Genomic DNA, 15,149 nt, shown 5'->3' with positions numbered 1-15,149 from the left:
CAGCGCTGCTCGAGGCGGTCCGCGGCCGCTTCCATCCGCTCGATCTTCCCGTCGAGCTCCCCGGTGCGGCCGGGCCGGATATCGGCCTTGAGCACGAGCGAGACGCGGGAGCCGTAACGGCCCGCCTCGGCGGTGGCACGGCGGACCACGTCCATCACCTCGTCCCACTCCCCCTCGATCTCGGTGAACATCGCCGAGGTGCGCGTGGGCAGGCCCGAGGCGCGCACGATCCGCACCGCGGCGGCGACCGCGTCGTGCACGCTCGCGCCGTCGGCCCCCTCCTGGAGTTCGCGGACGAGGGCGGGATCCGAGGGCTCGCCGGTGGGCTGGACGGAGAAGGCGACGATCATGGCGCCAGTCTGCGCCGGGCCGCCGCAGCGATGCAATGCGTCTCACAGTCCTGCAGGGCCCTGAAGGGCGTGGATCGCTCCGCGGAGACGGTATGCTTATCTCTCGTTGCGGGCTTACGGCGCGCACATGGTGGTCGTAGCTCAGTTGGTAGAGCTCCTGGTTGTGGTCCAGGCGGTCGCGGGTTCAAATCCCGTCGATCACCCCAAGAAACGCCCTGGTGACAGGGCGTTTTTTCATGCCCGTCGGACCTGCGGGCCATATACCCACCGCAGGAGTCCCTCCGCGGGACCGGCGCACCCGAGAGCCCGCTCCCGACACCAGGCCCGAGGCGTGCCTCCGGAAGCGCTCGCCCTGGTGATTCCGCGATGGCCCGCGGCACCGTGGAGCCCTTCCGGGTCAGGGGCCGACCTGCTGGCCCTCGTCGAACTGCTCGCAGTCGGTGCCGTCGATCCGGCCGTCGACCGTGATCGTGCCCGGCTCCGCGGAGCCGTTCCAGTACCAGTGGGTGCTCGGGGTGTTGCCGCCGGTGCTGGCGATCGCGACCGGCGCCCGCAGCACGACGCGAGTGCGGGTCAGCTCGAGGGGCACCCAGTCATTCAGCTCCGGCTGGTCGTCGGCCCGGTCGATGAGGGAGAAGTCGGGGTCGTCCCCGATGTAGGAGATCGTGATCTCGATCCAGTAGGTGTCCTCGGCGAACACCTCGGGATAGGACCAGGCGCGGGGATTGGACTCGATCTCGGTGGGGTGGATGCCCGTGTTCGCGTTGAGCCCGTAGTTGGCCGGAGCGCGGCTCGACACGGCGAGGGCGGGGGCGGCCGTCGCGACGGCCGCCACGGGAGCTGTCCATGCGGCGGTGGAGAGAAGCGCACGCCGCGTGGCCGTCCCGGTTCGTGGCGTGGGCGTGATGCCGTCCACACCGATGATCCCCTCACGTTCTCGGGAGTTCAGTGTGCAAGCAGTTTCCATATACTGGTGTGACCCGAGTCACACCCGCCCGTTGTGTTCGATCCACCCTCCGGCGCGGCCGACGCACCCGTGGGTCAGCTCGCGATCGAAGGAGCAGCAGATCGCTGCCGAGACGAGATCCCCGCACGATTCCGGTCACCTGTCGGAAAGTCCGGTTAGCCTGATTCCAAGTCCGTCCACTCCGAGCTGGTCGACCGTTTCGTCGACGCCATGGGCGGACCGGTCGACACCGGTGGACGTGCCGCGGTCGCCCTGCGATGCGATCACGGGCTCGCACCGTTCCGCGACAAGGTGCTGCCCCTCGCTCGCGCTGCGCGATGGCGCATCTCCCAGGCCTACAACCCCCGGAACTGGCACTACGCGGAGAATCACGGTGTCACGCCGGCGGATCTGAACACGTGGGTCGCCTCCGGGGACGTGGAGGTCTGGAACCACTCCGCGACCCACGGGCCGGCATCACGGAAGGTCGAGCTGCTCGACGAGATCTTCGGTGGTCTCCGCGAGATCGAGGACCAGCTCCCCGCCGCTCGTGGCCAGGTATGGGGATGGAACCCGCCCGGACTCGCACCGGGCAACTACGGCGGATTCGATGGTGGGCGCACCGCCGCGAGCTGGGCGACCCCAGCCGGGCGGCTGATCCTGCGACACCATGCGGTGGCGTCCGGAATGCTGCACGGCACGCATCTGCAGGTGCTGGACGGAACTGTGCGCATCGGCCTCGCCCGCTGGCAGATCGACTCCCGGCCCGTCCCCGAGACCCTCCGCATGATCGACCGCGCGGTGCTCGAGCGGCGAGGGCTGCAGTTGATGCTGCACCCCGCAGAGCTGGATCGTCCGGGTCGACTGACCGAGGAAGGCCTGCGACGGGTGGTACGGCACATCCTCCGGCGCCGCCGGCAAGGACTCCTCATCACGGTGTCCCCGTACCAGCTCACGCTCGCCGACGCGACCCGCGGGCCACGCGCCAGCCGCGTCGCACGTCTCCGCCGGCGGAGGATCCGCCGTCGGCTGTCCGAGGGCTGACCCCGGAACGGGCGGGGCATCCGCATCCACATACCCACGCCGCGACTCCTCAGTCAGGACAATCGTGCCCGTCGCGCGGCAGCCCCGGCTGCGCGAAGTACACCGCCCCGCACTCCTCGCAGTGAACAGCACCGAGATCCTCGGCGTAGGCGCGCGCCTCTATGGGCGGACCGTAGAGCTCGCGATGCCGGGCTCGTGCCCGGACCAGATTTTCATCACTCATGCCCAGAATCTATCGTGGATGTCTGACATGTCGGTCTTGTCCGGAACGGCCTGACGGTCCGGCGCGCACCCCGCCCCGCCGACGGATCAGCGGGTGAGAGCTCCCGCGAGCGTCTCGCGCAGCGGCGTGGTGGGACGACCGATGAGCCCCGAGAGGGTACCCGACGCAGGGTCGGCCAGCTCGCCGTGCGCGACCGCCTGCTCGGTGCTGACCAGGAAGTCGACGAGGCCGTCGGGCAGGCCAGCCTCCGCCAGCGCCGCACGATGCCCCTCGGTGCTGACGTGCTGCGCAGTGACCGTGGCTCCCGCGAGCTCGCCGACGAGCTGTGCGAACTCGTCCTGCGTGAAGCCGGTGTCCCCGGCGAGCTCGTAGGTGGCAGCCTCGGCGGTCTCCGCCGTGAGCACCGCGGCGGCGGCTGCGGCGTAGTCACGGCGCGCGGCGGTGAACTGTCGGCCGTCCCCGGCACTGGTGAGCACGTATCCGCTGCCCGCGGCCTGCGCCGCGGCGTCGACGAGGTTCTCCGAGTACCAGCCGTTGCGCAGCAGCGCCACGGCGAAGGGCGCGTCCGCCAGGAGCTGCTCGGTCTCGACATGGTCGGGCGCGACGGCGAGGTGCTGGGCGGTATCCGCGTGCAGCACGCTGGTGTAGGCGACGAAGGGCACGCGGGAGGCCGTCGCCGCCTCGATCACCGCGGCATGCTGCGCCACTCGCTGACCGACGGCGTCGCCGGAGATCAGCAGCAGGCGGTCGACCCCCTCGAGCGCCGGGGCGAGAGCCTCCGGCCGGTCGTAGTCGAACGGTCGCACCTCGATGCCGCGTGCGGCGAGATCGGCAGCCTTGGAGGTGTCCCGCGCGAGGGCGACGATCTGCTCGGCGCTGGTGCGGGCGAGCAGCTCGTCGACGACGAGGCGGCCCAGCTGGCCGGTGGCTGCGGTGATGGCGATGGTCATGGTGGTGGTCTCCCTCTCGATTACTTACTGATCGTAAGTCCTTACGTATCGTAAGCACACGCTAGGATGGTTGTCGAGGAGAGGAAGGAGACTGCTGTGACACCACCGGCGACTCCGTCGTTCGATGCCTTCAGCGCGCAGTGCCCCTCGCAGTCCGCGCTGCGCGATCTCACCGGACGCTGGGTTCCCCTGGTCATGGTCGCCCTCGACGACGGCGCGACCCGCTTCGGGGAGATCCATCGTCGCGTCGGCGGATCGAGCGAACGGATGATCTCCCAGACCCTCCGCACCCTCGAGGAGGACGGCTTCGTGCAGCGCACGATGGACGGCGCTCGTCCCGCCTACACGCTGACCGAGGGCGGCCACGCCGTCGCCGGGCGCTTCCGCGAGCTGCTCGAGACGCTCTACAGCCACCTCGGCACCCAGCACCCGGACCGGACGGGGAGCACCGAGGAGGACTGAGTGCCGCCACCCATGGCGCCCGCTCTCCTCCCTGGGCTACCGTGAGGACGCTCACACCGAGCTCGGGAGGATGCCATGGCTGAGGTTCCGGATCGCGCAGACATCGTCGTCATCGGCGCAGGGGTGGTGGGCAATGCCGCCGTCGCCCATCTGGCCGAGCTGGGATGGCGCGACATCGTGCAGGTCGACAAGGGCCCGCTGCCCGATCCCGGCGGTTCCACAAGCCACGCCTCGAACTTCGTCTTCCCCGTCGATCATTCCAAGGAGGTCACCGACCTCACCGTCGACTCGCTGCGGCAGTACGGCGAGCTCGGCGTCCTCACCGTGTGCGGGGGCATCGAGGCCGCGCGCAGCGCCGAGCGGATGCAGGAGCTCACGCGGCGCATGACCTCGGCGATGTCCTGGGGCGTGGAGGCCCACATGATCTCCCCTGCCGAGATCCAGCAGCTGGTCCCCTTCTGCGACGCCTCCGCTCTGATCGGCGGCTTCCACACTCCCACCGGCGCGATCGTCGACCCGCTGCGTGCCGGCGAGCTGTGGCGCGAGCGCGCCCGGGCGCTCGGCGCCCTCAGCACCCATCCCGAGACCGAGGTGCTCGAGCTCGAGGTCACCGGCGGGCGGGTGCAGAAGGTGGTCACCGATCGCGGTGCGATCGAGACCGAGACCGTGGTCATCGCCTGCGGCGTGTGGAGCCCGCAGGTGGCCGCCCTGGCCGGCGCCTCGATCCCGCTCACCCCGGCCGTGCACCAGATGCTCGACGTCGGCCCGATCCCGCAGCTCGAGGCCACCCAGGAGTGGATCAGCGTCCCGCTGCTGCGGGACATGGACCACAAGATGTACGAGCGCCAGCGCGGCGCGGATCTCGAGATCGGCTCCTACGCGCACCGGCCGCTGCTGCATCGCAGCGAGGAGATCCCGCCCGTCGGCGACCTGCGAGGGCAGGCCTCCCCCACCAGCTTCCCCTTCACCGAGGAGGACTTCGCCGAGCAGCTCGCCCACGCCCGCGGACTGTTCCCCGAGCTGCTGAGCGATCCGGAACCTCCGCGACGGGCGGCGATCAACGGACTGCTCTCCGTCACGCCCGACGGCGGCGCCCTCATCGGTGAGCTGCCCGAGGTCCGGGGCCTGTGGTCGGCGGCGGCGGTGTGGATCAAGGAGGCCGCCGGTGCGGGCCGGATGCTCGCCGAGCTGCTCACCGACGGCGTCAGCGAGATCGATGCGCACGGCGCGGACCCCGCCCGCTTCCACCCCGGTGCCCGCACCGAGGCCCATGTCCGGGCCCGGGCCGCGGAGGGGTTCCCGAAGATCTACGGGATCTCCCACCCCCGCGAGCAATGGCTCAGCGACCGCCCCCAGCGCACCGGCCCCGTCCACGCGCGCACCGAGGCGCTCGGCGCGGAGTACTTCGAGGCGGCGGGCTGGGAGCGGCCGCAGTGGTACACCTCCAACGAGGACCTCCTGGACCGGTACGCGCAGCAGATCCCCGTCCGCGAGCACGAATGGGACGCACGCTGGTTCTCGCCGATCATCGAGGCCGAGCACCTCGCCCTGCGCGAGGGCGTGGCGATGGTGGACCTCGCCTCGTTCGCGATCCTCGACGTCACCGGTCCGGGTGCCCTCGGACTGCTCGAGCACCTGGCGATGGCGCGCATCGACGTGCCGATCGGTCGCGTGGTCTACACGCCGATGCTGACCCCCGCGGGCACCTTCCGCTCCGATCTCACGATCGTGCGCCGCGGCTCCGAGGACTTCCGGATCATCACCGGCGGCGCCGAGGGCGGCCGCGACCTGCTCTGGCTGCGGGACCATCTGCCCGCGGACGGCTCGGTGCAGCTGACGGACCGCACCTCGGCGATCTCCACGATCGGCGTCTGGGGGCCGCGGGCCCGCGCCCTTCTCTCCGCGGTGACGACGCACGATCTGTCCGATGCCACCTTCGGCTTCGGCACTGCGCAGGACGCGGAGCTGGGCAGCATCCCGGCCTCGCTGCTGCGGATCTCCTATGTGGGCGAGCTGGGCTGGGAGATCCATGTGGCGAGCGAGCACGCGCTCGCACTCTGGGACCAGCTGTGGGAGGCGGGCCAGGAGCACGGCGTCCGCCCGGCGGGGATCGGCGTCTACGGCACGACGGGACGGCTGGAGAAGGGCTACCGACTGATGGGCGCCGAGCTCACGGCGGAGTTCGACCCCGTCGAGGCGGGTCTGGCGCTGCCGAAGGTCAAGCGCGCGGATTTCGTGGGCAAGCAGGCCTACCTCGCTGCCCGCGAGGGAACGCCCGCGGCGCTGCTGTGCACTCTGGCCATGGAGCCGCCGGCGGGCGGCACCCCGCCCCGCTTCCCGACCGGCGGAGAGCCGGTGCTCGCGCCCGACGGCGACGTGCTCGTCGACGCTCGGGGCCGACGCTCGTTCGTCACCTCCGCCGGGCCGGCCCCGTCGCTCGGCCGATACCTGCTCATGGCGTACCTGCCCGCCGAGAGGGCGCGGGAGGGCGAGAGCCTGCAGGTGCAGTACCTGGGCGGCCGCCACGCGGTGACGGTGCTGACCGTCGGCCGCACTCCGCCCTTCGACCCCGACGACGCGCGGATGAAAGGCTGATCGACGTGCTGTGAGCCTGCGAACGGCAGGAGATCAGCGCATCCAGCAGGGGCTGATCGACGTGCTGTGAGCCTGCGAACGGCAGGAGAACAGCGCATCGAACACGGCTGATCAGCCTGTGACCTCCGCACGGTGCCCGAGCGCGCGGGAGATCTGACCGGCGGCCCGGCGCACGGCCTCCGCCGCACCGGGCAGCGCCTCCGGGGAGAGCCGATAGGCGGGGCCGGCGACGGAGAGAGCGGCCACGACCGTGCCCTCGGGTCCGCGCAGCGGCGCGGCCACCGCGTTCAGCCCCTCCTCGAACTCCTCGATCGACTGCGCCCAGCCGCGCTCCCGGGCATGGCGCAGCTCCTCGCGCAGGGCGTCGCGGTCGGTGAGGGTGCTCTGCGTGAACGCCTCCAGCGTGGTGGACAGCAGCTCCTCGCACTCCTCGGGCGGCAGATGCGCCATCAGCATCTTCCCGCTCGAGGTGGCGTGCAGGACGGTCCTGTCCCCCACCCAGTTGTGCATGGCGACGGTCCTGGTCCCCTGCGCCTGGTACAGGTTCACCGCCGCGCCCGAGCGGTAGACGGCGAGGTTCACGGTCTCCTCGAGCACCTCGGCGAGCGCATCGCAGACCGGGCCCGCCTGCGTCACGAGGTCCAGCCCGGAGCGAGTGGCCGAGGCCAGGCGCAGGATCCCCACCCCGAGGCGGACCTGCCCGCTGGAGGAGTGCCGTTCGACCAGCTCGTGCGCGGCCAGAGCCCCGATCAGACGCGAGGCGGTGGAGGCATGGACCCCCAGCTCACGGGCGATCTCCCCGACGCCCGCGCCGCCCTCACGGGCGAGGATCTCGAGCACCGTCGCGGCCCGCTCCACCGACTGCACCGGGCTCGAGGCACTGCGCACCCCGGCATCGGCCCCGCCTCCGTCGCCTCGGCTCTGCGATCCCTGTCGTTGCGCCATACGCACATGATTGCGCATCGCGCAGTGAAGTGCCACAGTTGGCTACGGACACATCTCTTGGAGGCCACGATGACCGTGAACCCGAACCCACAGGTGCTGCTCTACCCCCGGATCCGCAAGTCCCCCTTCTTCTACGCATCGCGTCGCCACGGGGTCGCGATGTACAGCGTCTACAACCACACGTACCACCCCCGCCACTACGGCGACCCGGTCGCGGAGTACTGGGCGCTGCTCGAGGGCGCGACCCTCTGGGACGTCGGCGTCGAGCGCCAGATCGAGATCTCCGGTCCCGACGCCTTCGACTTCACGAACCTGCTGGTGACCCGCGATCTCTCGAAGTGCGCCGTGGGGCAGTGCAAGTACGTCTTCCTCACCGACCAGCACGGCGGGATCCTCAACGATCCCGTGCTGCTCCGGCTCGAGGAGAACCGCTTCTGGCTCTCCCTCGCGGACAGCGACATCCTGCTGTGGGCGCGCGGGGTCGCCGCCTACGCCGGGATGGACGTCCGGATCGTCGAGGCCGATGCCGCACCCGTCCAGGTGCAGGGCCCGGCCTCCTTCGCCGTGATGCGCGACCTGCTGGGCGATGCCGTCGCGGACATCCCCTACTACTACCTCCACGACTTCCACGTCGAGGGGATCGACGTGACCGTCTCGCGCACCGGCTACACCGGGGAGATCGGCTACGAGATCTACGTCCACGAGGCCTCCCGGAACGCCGAGCGCCTCTGGGACCTGGTGTGGGAGGCCGGGCGCCCGCACGGCCTGCGGGTGATCGGCCCCTGCCACATGCGCCGCATCGAGGGCGGGATGCTCGCCCACGGCGCGGACATCACCGTGGACACCAATCCCTTCGAGATCGGGATGGGCTACGACTGGATGGTGGATCTCGAGCAGGAGGCGGACTTCCTCGGCAAGCAGGCGCTCACCCGGATCAAGGCCGAGGGGCCGCGGCGGCGCCTGGTGGGCCTCGAGATCGGCGGGGCGGATCTGGGCACCTACAACGACGGATCGATGATCGACGCCTTCCCCGTCCTGCACGAGGGCGAGCGCGTCGGGCAGGTCACCTCCGCCTGCCGCTCCCCGCGGCTGGAGAAGAACATCGGACTGGCCATGGTCCCCGCCGCGCTCTCCGCGGTGGGCACCGAGCTGCAGGTGGACGTCGGCGAGCGCCCCGGCGTCGCGGAGCCGTCCGGCCAGACCCCGGTCGAGGCCGTGGTGGTGCCCAAGCCCTTCATCGACCCCACCAAGGAGCAGCCCAAGGCCGATGTCACCGCCGCCGCCCCCGGCCGTGGCTGACAGCGAGCCGGGGCGCGGCCTTCCCCCGGACGTCACCGCCCGCGCCCCGGCCGCTCCCCTCCCCCGGGATTCGGCCTCCTCCCTGGCCGCCGCGCAGTTCGAGGTCATCCCGCTGCCCGGCATCGTGGGGGCCGTGCACGAACACCTCCCTCCCGGGGCGCGAGTCACCGTCACCTCCTCCCCGCGCCAGGGCCTCCAGGCCACGATCGACACCGCCGCCGGCCTCGCCCGGGCGGGCTTCGCGGCGATCCCCCACCTGGCCGCACGGCAGGTGGACTCGCGCCGGACCCTGGAGCGCCAGCTCGCGGAGCTCACCGCCGCCGGCGTCCGGGAGGTGTTCGTCATCGCCGGGGACGCCACGACGCCCGCCGGCCCCTACGAGGGCACGCTCGCCCTGCTCGAGGAGATCGCGCGCACCGGGCACCGCGTCGAGATCGGCGTGGGCGTGCACCCCGAGGGGCATCCCTACGTGCGCTCGCCCTTCGCGGCGACCGATCTTCTGCTCAGGAAGGCGGAGCACGCCTCGGTGCTGGTCAGCCAGCTGTGCTTCGACGCCACGCTGCTGCTGGACTGGACCCGGGAGCTGCGCCGGGCGGGGATCGGGCTGCCGCTGCGCCCGGGGATCGCCGGCCCGGTGGACCGCGGCCGGCTGCTGCGGATCGGGGCGCGCGTGGGCGTGGGGCCGTCCCTGAAGCTGCTCGCCGCCCAGGGCGCCGGGATGCGGCACCTGCTGGGCCGCAGCAGCTGGTCGCCGGACCCGCTGCTCGAGCAGCTCGCCCCCGGCTACGAGGATCCCCAGCTCGGACTCGCCGGCGCGCACGTGTACACCTTCAACGCGCTCGAGGCGACGGGCACCTGGTGGCGGGAGCGGGGCGGAGCGTCCACCGGACGTCCAGCGTGATCTGGCACAGTCGGCGCGCCGCAGTTCCCGTCGAAGGGCAGCCCCATGGACTCACCGCTTGCTCCGGAGCCCCCGGAACCCCCGACGGGCGCCGCGCCGTCGACGGAGGAGGACGTCCAGCTCGTCGGCGAGCTGATCCGGAGGCGACAGGAGCAGCTGACCAGTCCCGAGACCGATCAGGATCAGCTGGCAGCCCAGATGCGTCAGATCCATGCGGAGTTCACCGCGCTGCGGATGCACTACCAGTTCGGCATCGACGAGGTGCAGACGAAGGTGAACATCCTGCGCCAGGAGTTCGAGCTGATCCACGACTACAGCCCCATCGAGCACGTGCGCACGCGGCTGAAGTCCACCGAGTCACTGCTCGAGAAGGCCGTCCGCACCGGCGGCGAGATGACGATCCCCGCCATCCGCGAGCGCGTGCTGGACATCGCCGGGGTGCGCATCACCTGCAGCTTCGTCTCGGACGTCTACTGGATCGCGGACATGCTCAGCCGCCAGCAGGACCTCGAGGTGCTCGCGGTCAAGGACTACATCGCCGCGCCCAAGCCCAACGGCTATCGATCCCTGCACGTGATCGTGCGGGTGCCCGTGTACCTCTCGGAGCACACCGAGCTGGTGCCCGTCGAGCTCCAGCTGCGCACCATCGCCATGGACTTCTGGGCGAGCACCGAGCACAAGCTCTCCTACAAGTACGCCCGGAACCTGCCGACGGCGCTGCGGGAGGAGCTCGACGACGCCGCGCGGGTGGCCGCGGACCTCGACGCGCGCATGGAGCGGATGCGCGACGAGATCCGTCCGATGCCGCAGAGGCCTTCTGGAGAGGCGCGCTGAGCCTCATAATGGGCGCATGAGCGACTCGAGGCGGCGTGTGCTGATCACCGGGGCGACCGGGGGCGTGGGCTCCCATCTCGCGGCGGCCCTGGAGGAGGACTACGAGCTGGTGCTGCACGGCCGGGATCCGGACAAGGCACGGGCGGGGCAGAGCCTCGCGATCGCCCAGCTGGATGTCTACGAGGAGGTGCTCGCCCTCATGGACGGCATCGACACCGTGGTCCACATGGCCGGCGCCTCCTCCCCCGAGTCGAGCTGGGAACTGGTGCTCCAGGCCAACATCATCGGGGTCCGCAACGTCCTCGAGGCGGCCCGGGAGGCGGGCGTGCGGAGGGTGGTGCTCGCATCCTCCAACCATGTCAACGGCATGTACGACCGGCACGAGCAGTGGCCGGTGTACCCGCAGCAGCTTCCCCGACCCGATTCGCTCTACGGGGTCTCGAAGGCGTTCGACGAGGCGATCGGCCGCTACTACCACGACGAGTTCGGGCTCGAGGTGATCTGCCTGCGCATCGGCTGGTTCGCCGAGGACCCGCTCGCGGCGACGGACGACCTCCTGCGCGCCATGTGGCTGAGCCCGGCGGACTGCACGCAGGTGGTGCGCTGCGCGATCGAGGCGACGGTGGGCTTCGGTCTGTACTACGCCATCTCCGACAATCCGAACCGACGCTGGTCCACCACCAACACCACCCTCGAGCTGGGGTACCGCCCGCAGGACTCCTGGACCCAGCTGCCCGGCGCCGTCGAGCACGTCGTCGAGGGCGGCGCCCCGGTGCGCGACACCTGGCCCCGGGGGTCGTGAGAGCGGCTCGGTCGGTGCGGCCGGGCTGACCTCCTGCCGTCCGCACGTTCCGGCACGTCGATCAGTCGTGCCCCTCGGCGACCAGGGCGGACAGCTGGTCGATCGCGGCGGGGTCGCCGTGGATCGCGACCTTCTCGCTCCTTCCGCCGAGGTGATCGAGGGCGGCCTCCCGCCCCCAGGCCCAGAGATCCAGCGCGAGCGCCGAGCCGGAGACGGTCGCGCGCGGGAGCCCCTCGGCCTCCGCCGGGTCCTCGACGAGCCGGCCGACGGGGGCGTCGAACTCCTTCCCGTCCCGGGGCCGCGTGCCGGACCAGCGGCTGATCCCCAGCAGCCGGTCGCCGCCGCCCTGCGGGCGGACCTCCACGGCCGCGACGGGACGCAGGGTCGCCCAGTCCGGGATCCACTCGATGCTCGCCGGCCACATCACGCGCAGCACGTGCTGCAGTCCGGCGGCGGCGACCTCGGCGTCGATCGGGGTCACCGGATGGCCGGCGGTGAGCTCGGCGTCGACGCGATGGATGGTCGCCTCGTGGGTCTGCATCCGCCGCACCGCCCCCACGGTCCGCTCCGCCGCGTACCAGAACCAGGCGGGCTCCTCATCGGCCCGGGCCGCGAGCTGCTCGAGGAGGGCGGCGGTGGCCGCGGCGCGGCGCTCGGGAAGGGCATCGGGGTCCTTCGGACGCGGCGCCACCCCCTCTTCGAGGGGCTGCACCTCCTCGTCGGTGGTGGCGCCGGTGGCGAGGACCGCGGACCAGAACTCGTGCACCTCGGTGAGGTGCCACAGCAGATCGGCGGCGTTCCAGTCGGGACAGGTGGGGACCCTCTGCTCGGGGTCCGCAGCGACGAGCGCCGCGGCGAAGCGGTCCGCTTCCTGCTGGATGATCGCGGCGGCATCGAAGCTCATGCCGCCCATCGAAGCATGTCGGCGTGACGAGTGACACCCCCGCGGGCGTCTCCCGGTGCGCCACCCCCTTGCCCCACATACCCCCGAGGGGTATAAATGGAGGCACGAAGTACCCCTCCAGGGTATGCCACCGCCGTCACGACGGCACCGTCAGAAGGAGCGCACCATGAGCGAGACCATCACCGACTTCCAGGTGACCGGCATGACCTGCGGACACTGCGAGATGTCCGTGCGCGAGGAGGTCTCCGAGATCCCCGGCGTGCAGGAGGTGGCCGTCAGCCATGCCAGCGGCCGTCTCTCGGTGACCACGGAGCAGCCGGTCGACGAGGCCGCGGTGCTCGCCGCCGTCGCCGAGGCCGGATACGCCGCGATGCGCGCCTGATGCGAGCACCTGCCCGACTCGCGCTCTACGGCCTGCTGCTCGTGGTGCTCTTCGCAGCGTCCTACCTGCTGGCCGACCTCCTGGTCCCCACCCAGTGGGCGGAGACCTGGTCCGGCACCGCGGGCCACTGACCCCGCCGCATCCCGCCCGCCCTCCCGAGGAAGAGGTTCCCCCGCCATGACCATCACCCCACCCCCGCTGCCCGCGAGCTCGTCGATCGAGCTCGAGATCGGCGGGATGACCTGCGCGTCCTGCGCGAATCGGGTCGAGCGCAAGCTCAACAAGCTCGAGGGCGTCGCCGCCTCGGTGAACTACGCCACCGAGAAGGCGCGGGTGACGGTGCCGAAGGGCTACGACGCCCAGGAGCTGGTGGCCGTGGTGGAGCAGACGGGGTACACCGCCGCTCTGCCCGCACCACCCGAGGCGGAGTCCTCCGGAGCCGAGGGCGAGGAGACGGAGGATCCCGAGCTGCGCTCGCTGCGCCAGCGACTGATCGGCGCGGCCGTGCTGGGGATCCCGGCGGTGGTGCTGTCGATGGTCCCTGGCCTGCAGTTCGCCTTCTGGCAGTGGCTGGTCCTGGCCCTCACCGCCCCGGTGGTGGTCTGGGCGGCGTGGCCCTTCCACCGCGCCACCCTGGTCAACCTCCGCCACGGCACGGCGACCATGGACACGCTGATCTCGGTGGGCACCGTCTCCGCCTTCCTGTGGTCGCTGTACGCGCTGTTCCTGGGCGAGGCGGGCATGCCCGGCATGACCCACGAGTTCACGCTGCGGATCGGACCCAGCGACGGCTCGGCGAACATCTATCTCGAGGTCGCGGCCGGGGTCACGCTGTTCCTGCTGCTGGGACGCTATGTCGAGAAGCGCTCGAAGCGCCGGGCCGGTGCGGCGCTGCGCGCCCTGCTGGACATGGGTGCGAAGGACGTGGCGGTGCGCCGCGGCGGCACGGAGGTGCGGGTCCCGGTCTCCGAGCTCGCGGTGGACGACGAGTTCGTGGTGCGCCCGGGCGAGAAGATCGCCACCGACGGCGTGGTCCTGGCCGGCAGCTCCGCGGTGGACGCCTCGATGCTCACCGGCGAGTCGGTGCCGGTCGAGGTGGGCGAGGGCTCCTCCGTCACCGGGGCGACCGTCAACGCGGGCGGTCAGCTGCTGGTGCGCGCCACCCGCGTCGGCTCCGACACCCAGCTCGCGCAGATGGCGCGGATGGTCGAGGACGCGCAGTCGGGCAAGGCGGAGATCCAGCGCCTGGCCGATCGGATCTCCGGCGTGTTCGTCCCGGTCGTCATCGCGGTCGCCGTGATGGTGCTCGGGGCGTGGATCGGGGCCGGCTTCCCGCTCGAGGCCGCCTTCACCGCCGCGGTCGCGGTGCTCATCATCGCCTGCCCGTGCGCACTGGGACTGGCCACGCCGACGGCCCTGCTGGTGGGCACCGGGCGCGGCGCCCAGCTGGGCATCCTGCTCAAGGGGCCCGAGGTGCTGGAGTCCACGCGCCAGGTCGACACCGTGGTGCTGGACAAGACCGGGACGGTGACCACCGGGGTGATGACGCTGATCGAGGCGCTCCCGACCCCGGGGGTGGAGCGCGAGGAGCTGCTGCGCCGCGCGGGCGCCGTCGAGGACGCCTCCGAGCACCCGATCGCCCGCGCGATCGCCCAGGGCGCGCGCGAGGAGACCGGAGCGCTGCCGGCGGTCACCGGCTTCACGAATCGCGAGGGGCTGGGAGTGCGCGGCCTCGTCGAGGGCCGGGAGATCCTGGTGGGGCGCGAGAGCCTCCTGGGCCAGGAGCTGGCGCCGGAGCTCGCCGCGGCGAAGGCCGATGCCGAGTCCCGCGGCCGCACCGCCGTGGTGGTCGGCTGGGACGGCGCCGCGCGCGGCCTGCTCGTGGTGGCCGATGCCCTCAAGCCCTCGAGCGCGGCGGCCGTCGCGCAGCTCAAGGGCCTGGGGCTCACCCCGATCCTGCTCACCGGCGACAACCGCGCCGCCGCGGAGCAGATCGGCGCCGAGGTCGGCATCGAGACCGTGATCGCCGAGGTCATGCCGCAGGACAAGATCGACGTGGTGCGCCGCCTGCAGGACGAGGGCAAGGTGGTCGCGATGGTCGGCGACGGCGTGAACGACGCCGCCGCACTGGCCCAGGCCGACCTCGGGATGGCGATGGGCACCGGCACCGATGCGGCGATCGAGGCCTCGGACATCACCCTGGTGCGCGGCGACCTGCGCAGCGCGGCCGACGCGATCCGCCTCGCGCGGCGTACCCTCGGAACCATCAAGGGCAACCTCTTCTGGGCCTTCGCCTACAACGTCGCCGCGATCCCGCTGGCGGCGCTGGGGCTGCTGAACCCGATGCTCGCCGGAGCCGCCATGGCGTTCTCCAGCGTGTTCGTGGTCGGCAACAGCCTGCGGCTGCGCTCCTTCCGCAGCCGCGCGCACGAGCCGCTGGCCTCCGCGGACGCGACCGTCGCGTCGGAGGAGAGCGCGGACCGGTCCCGGGCGAGGCTCTGATCGCCCTGCA

The 15,149-nt window shown here is 71.7% G+C and carries 16 protein-coding genes and 1 tRNA gene; 11 read left to right on the top strand and 6 right to left on the bottom strand.

The annotated features are described in order from the left end of the window. On the bottom strand, nucleotides 1–350 hold a 350-nt coding region (locus CXH06_RS14695), incomplete at its 3' end, for a thiamine-binding protein (protein WP_157975763.1). Between the two features lie 130 nt (nucleotides 351–480). Between CXH06_RS14695 and CXH06_RS14690 the strand changes: the two genes are divergently transcribed. Further along, a tRNA-His gene (locus CXH06_RS14690) sits at nucleotides 481–556 on the top strand. 191 nt (nucleotides 557–747) lie between these two features. On the opposite strand, the gene CXH06_RS14685 is transcribed toward CXH06_RS14690, so the two are convergent. Further along, complete coding sequence (locus tag CXH06_RS14685; protein WP_114855949.1) at nucleotides 748–1,185, bottom strand: hypothetical protein; 438 nt, start codon at nucleotides 1,183–1,185, stop codon at nucleotides 748–750. Nucleotides 1,186–1,527: 342 nt separating this feature from the next. Here CXH06_RS14685 and CXH06_RS14680 point away from each other — a divergent pair, with 342 nt between their 5' ends. Continuing rightward, on the top strand, nucleotides 1,528–2,340 hold the full coding sequence (locus tag CXH06_RS14680; protein WP_114855948.1) for a hypothetical protein: 813 nt from the start codon (nucleotides 1,528–1,530) through the stop codon (nucleotides 2,338–2,340). A gap of 49 nt (nucleotides 2,341–2,389) precedes the next feature. Here CXH06_RS14680 and CXH06_RS18470 read toward each other — a convergent pair whose 3' ends face one another. Together CXH06_RS18470 and CXH06_RS14670 are read right to left on the bottom strand one after the other, a co-directional pair. Then, nucleotides 2,390–2,563: a hypothetical protein gene (locus CXH06_RS18470; protein ID WP_198684085.1), complete on the bottom strand. Its 174-nt coding sequence runs from the start codon at nucleotides 2,561–2,563 to the stop codon at nucleotides 2,390–2,392. Between the two features lie 86 nt (nucleotides 2,564–2,649). Continuing rightward, nucleotides 2,650–3,513, bottom strand: a complete 864-nt coding sequence (locus tag CXH06_RS14670) for an NAD(P)H-binding protein (RefSeq protein WP_114855946.1) — start codon at nucleotides 3,511–3,513, stop codon at nucleotides 2,650–2,652. Between the two features lie 96 nt (nucleotides 3,514–3,609). Between CXH06_RS14670 and CXH06_RS14665 the strand changes: the two genes are divergently transcribed. After that, nucleotides 3,610–3,975 (top strand): helix-turn-helix domain-containing protein, encoded by a 366-nt coding sequence (locus tag CXH06_RS14665; protein ID WP_157975762.1) that lies wholly within the window; start codon nucleotides 3,610–3,612, stop codon nucleotides 3,973–3,975. Between the two features lie 75 nt (nucleotides 3,976–4,050). Continuing rightward, the gene (locus tag CXH06_RS14660) at nucleotides 4,051–6,570 is read left to right on the top strand and encodes an FAD-dependent oxidoreductase (protein ID WP_114855944.1); all 2,520 of its coding nucleotides are present in this window, start codon (nucleotides 4,051–4,053) and stop codon (nucleotides 6,568–6,570) included. 111 nt (nucleotides 6,571–6,681) lie between these two features. On the opposite strand, the gene CXH06_RS14655 is transcribed toward CXH06_RS14660, so the two are convergent. Further along, complete coding sequence (locus CXH06_RS14655) at nucleotides 6,682–7,515, bottom strand: IclR family transcriptional regulator (protein ID WP_114855943.1); 834 nt, start codon at nucleotides 7,513–7,515, stop codon at nucleotides 6,682–6,684. Nucleotides 7,516–7,584: 69 nt separating this feature from the next. Between CXH06_RS14655 and CXH06_RS14650 the strand changes: the two genes are divergently transcribed. Genes CXH06_RS14650 through CXH06_RS14635 form a run of 4 tightly spaced genes read left to right on the top strand, consistent with a single transcriptional unit; the run spans nucleotide 7,585 to nucleotide 11,351 of the window. Continuing rightward, nucleotides 7,585–8,814: a glycine cleavage T C-terminal barrel domain-containing protein gene (locus CXH06_RS14650; protein ID WP_114855942.1), complete on the top strand. Its 1,230-nt coding sequence runs from the start codon at nucleotides 7,585–7,587 to the stop codon at nucleotides 8,812–8,814. Next, a complete protein-coding gene (locus CXH06_RS14645; RefSeq protein ID WP_114855941.1) occupies nucleotides 8,783–9,715 on the top strand; it encodes a methylenetetrahydrofolate reductase in 933 nt (310 codons plus the stop codon). The genes CXH06_RS14650 and CXH06_RS14645 overlap by 32 nt, the downstream gene beginning before the upstream one ends. Nucleotides 9,716–9,760: 45 nt before the next feature. Further along, nucleotides 9,761–10,549: a GTP pyrophosphokinase family protein gene (locus CXH06_RS14640; RefSeq protein WP_114855940.1), complete on the top strand. Its 789-nt coding sequence runs from the start codon at nucleotides 9,761–9,763 to the stop codon at nucleotides 10,547–10,549. Nucleotides 10,550–10,565: 16 nt separating this feature from the next. Continuing rightward, nucleotides 10,566–11,351 carry an NAD(P)-dependent oxidoreductase gene (locus tag CXH06_RS14635; RefSeq protein WP_114855939.1) on the top strand — a complete coding sequence of 262 codons (786 nt, stop codon included), beginning with the start codon at nucleotides 10,566–10,568 and terminating at the stop codon, nucleotides 11,349–11,351. Between the two features lie 61 nt (nucleotides 11,352–11,412). On the opposite strand, the gene CXH06_RS14630 is transcribed toward CXH06_RS14635, so the two are convergent. Further along, nucleotides 11,413–12,255 (bottom strand): maleylpyruvate isomerase N-terminal domain-containing protein, encoded by an 843-nt coding sequence (locus tag CXH06_RS14630; protein WP_157975761.1) that lies wholly within the window; start codon nucleotides 12,253–12,255, stop codon nucleotides 11,413–11,415. Between the two features lie 166 nt (nucleotides 12,256–12,421). Between CXH06_RS14630 and CXH06_RS14625 the strand changes: the two genes are divergently transcribed. The 3 genes from CXH06_RS14625 to CXH06_RS14620 are packed head-to-tail and all read left to right on the top strand — an operon-like array spanning nucleotide 12,422 to nucleotide 15,139. Beyond that, nucleotides 12,422–12,637 (top strand): heavy-metal-associated domain-containing protein, encoded by a 216-nt coding sequence (locus tag CXH06_RS14625; protein WP_114855938.1) that lies wholly within the window; start codon nucleotides 12,422–12,424, stop codon nucleotides 12,635–12,637. Further along, nucleotides 12,637–12,768, top strand: coding sequence for a hypothetical protein (locus CXH06_RS18725; protein ID WP_255411456.1), 132 nt, complete (start codon nucleotides 12,637–12,639; stop codon nucleotides 12,766–12,768). The genes CXH06_RS14625 and CXH06_RS18725 overlap by 1 nt, the downstream gene beginning before the upstream one ends. A 46-nt stretch (nucleotides 12,769–12,814) precedes the next feature. Next, nucleotides 12,815–15,139, top strand: coding sequence for a cation-translocating P-type ATPase (locus CXH06_RS14620; RefSeq protein ID WP_114855937.1), 2,325 nt, complete (start codon nucleotides 12,815–12,817; stop codon nucleotides 15,137–15,139). Nucleotides 15,140–15,149: the final 10 nt, after the last annotated feature.

The organism is Brachybacterium sp. YJGR34 (assembly GCF_003347015.1).
Classification (GTDB): Bacteria; Actinomycetota; Actinomycetes; order Actinomycetales; family Dermabacteraceae; genus Brachybacterium.
This window is presented reverse-complemented; position numbering and strand designations above follow the sequence as displayed.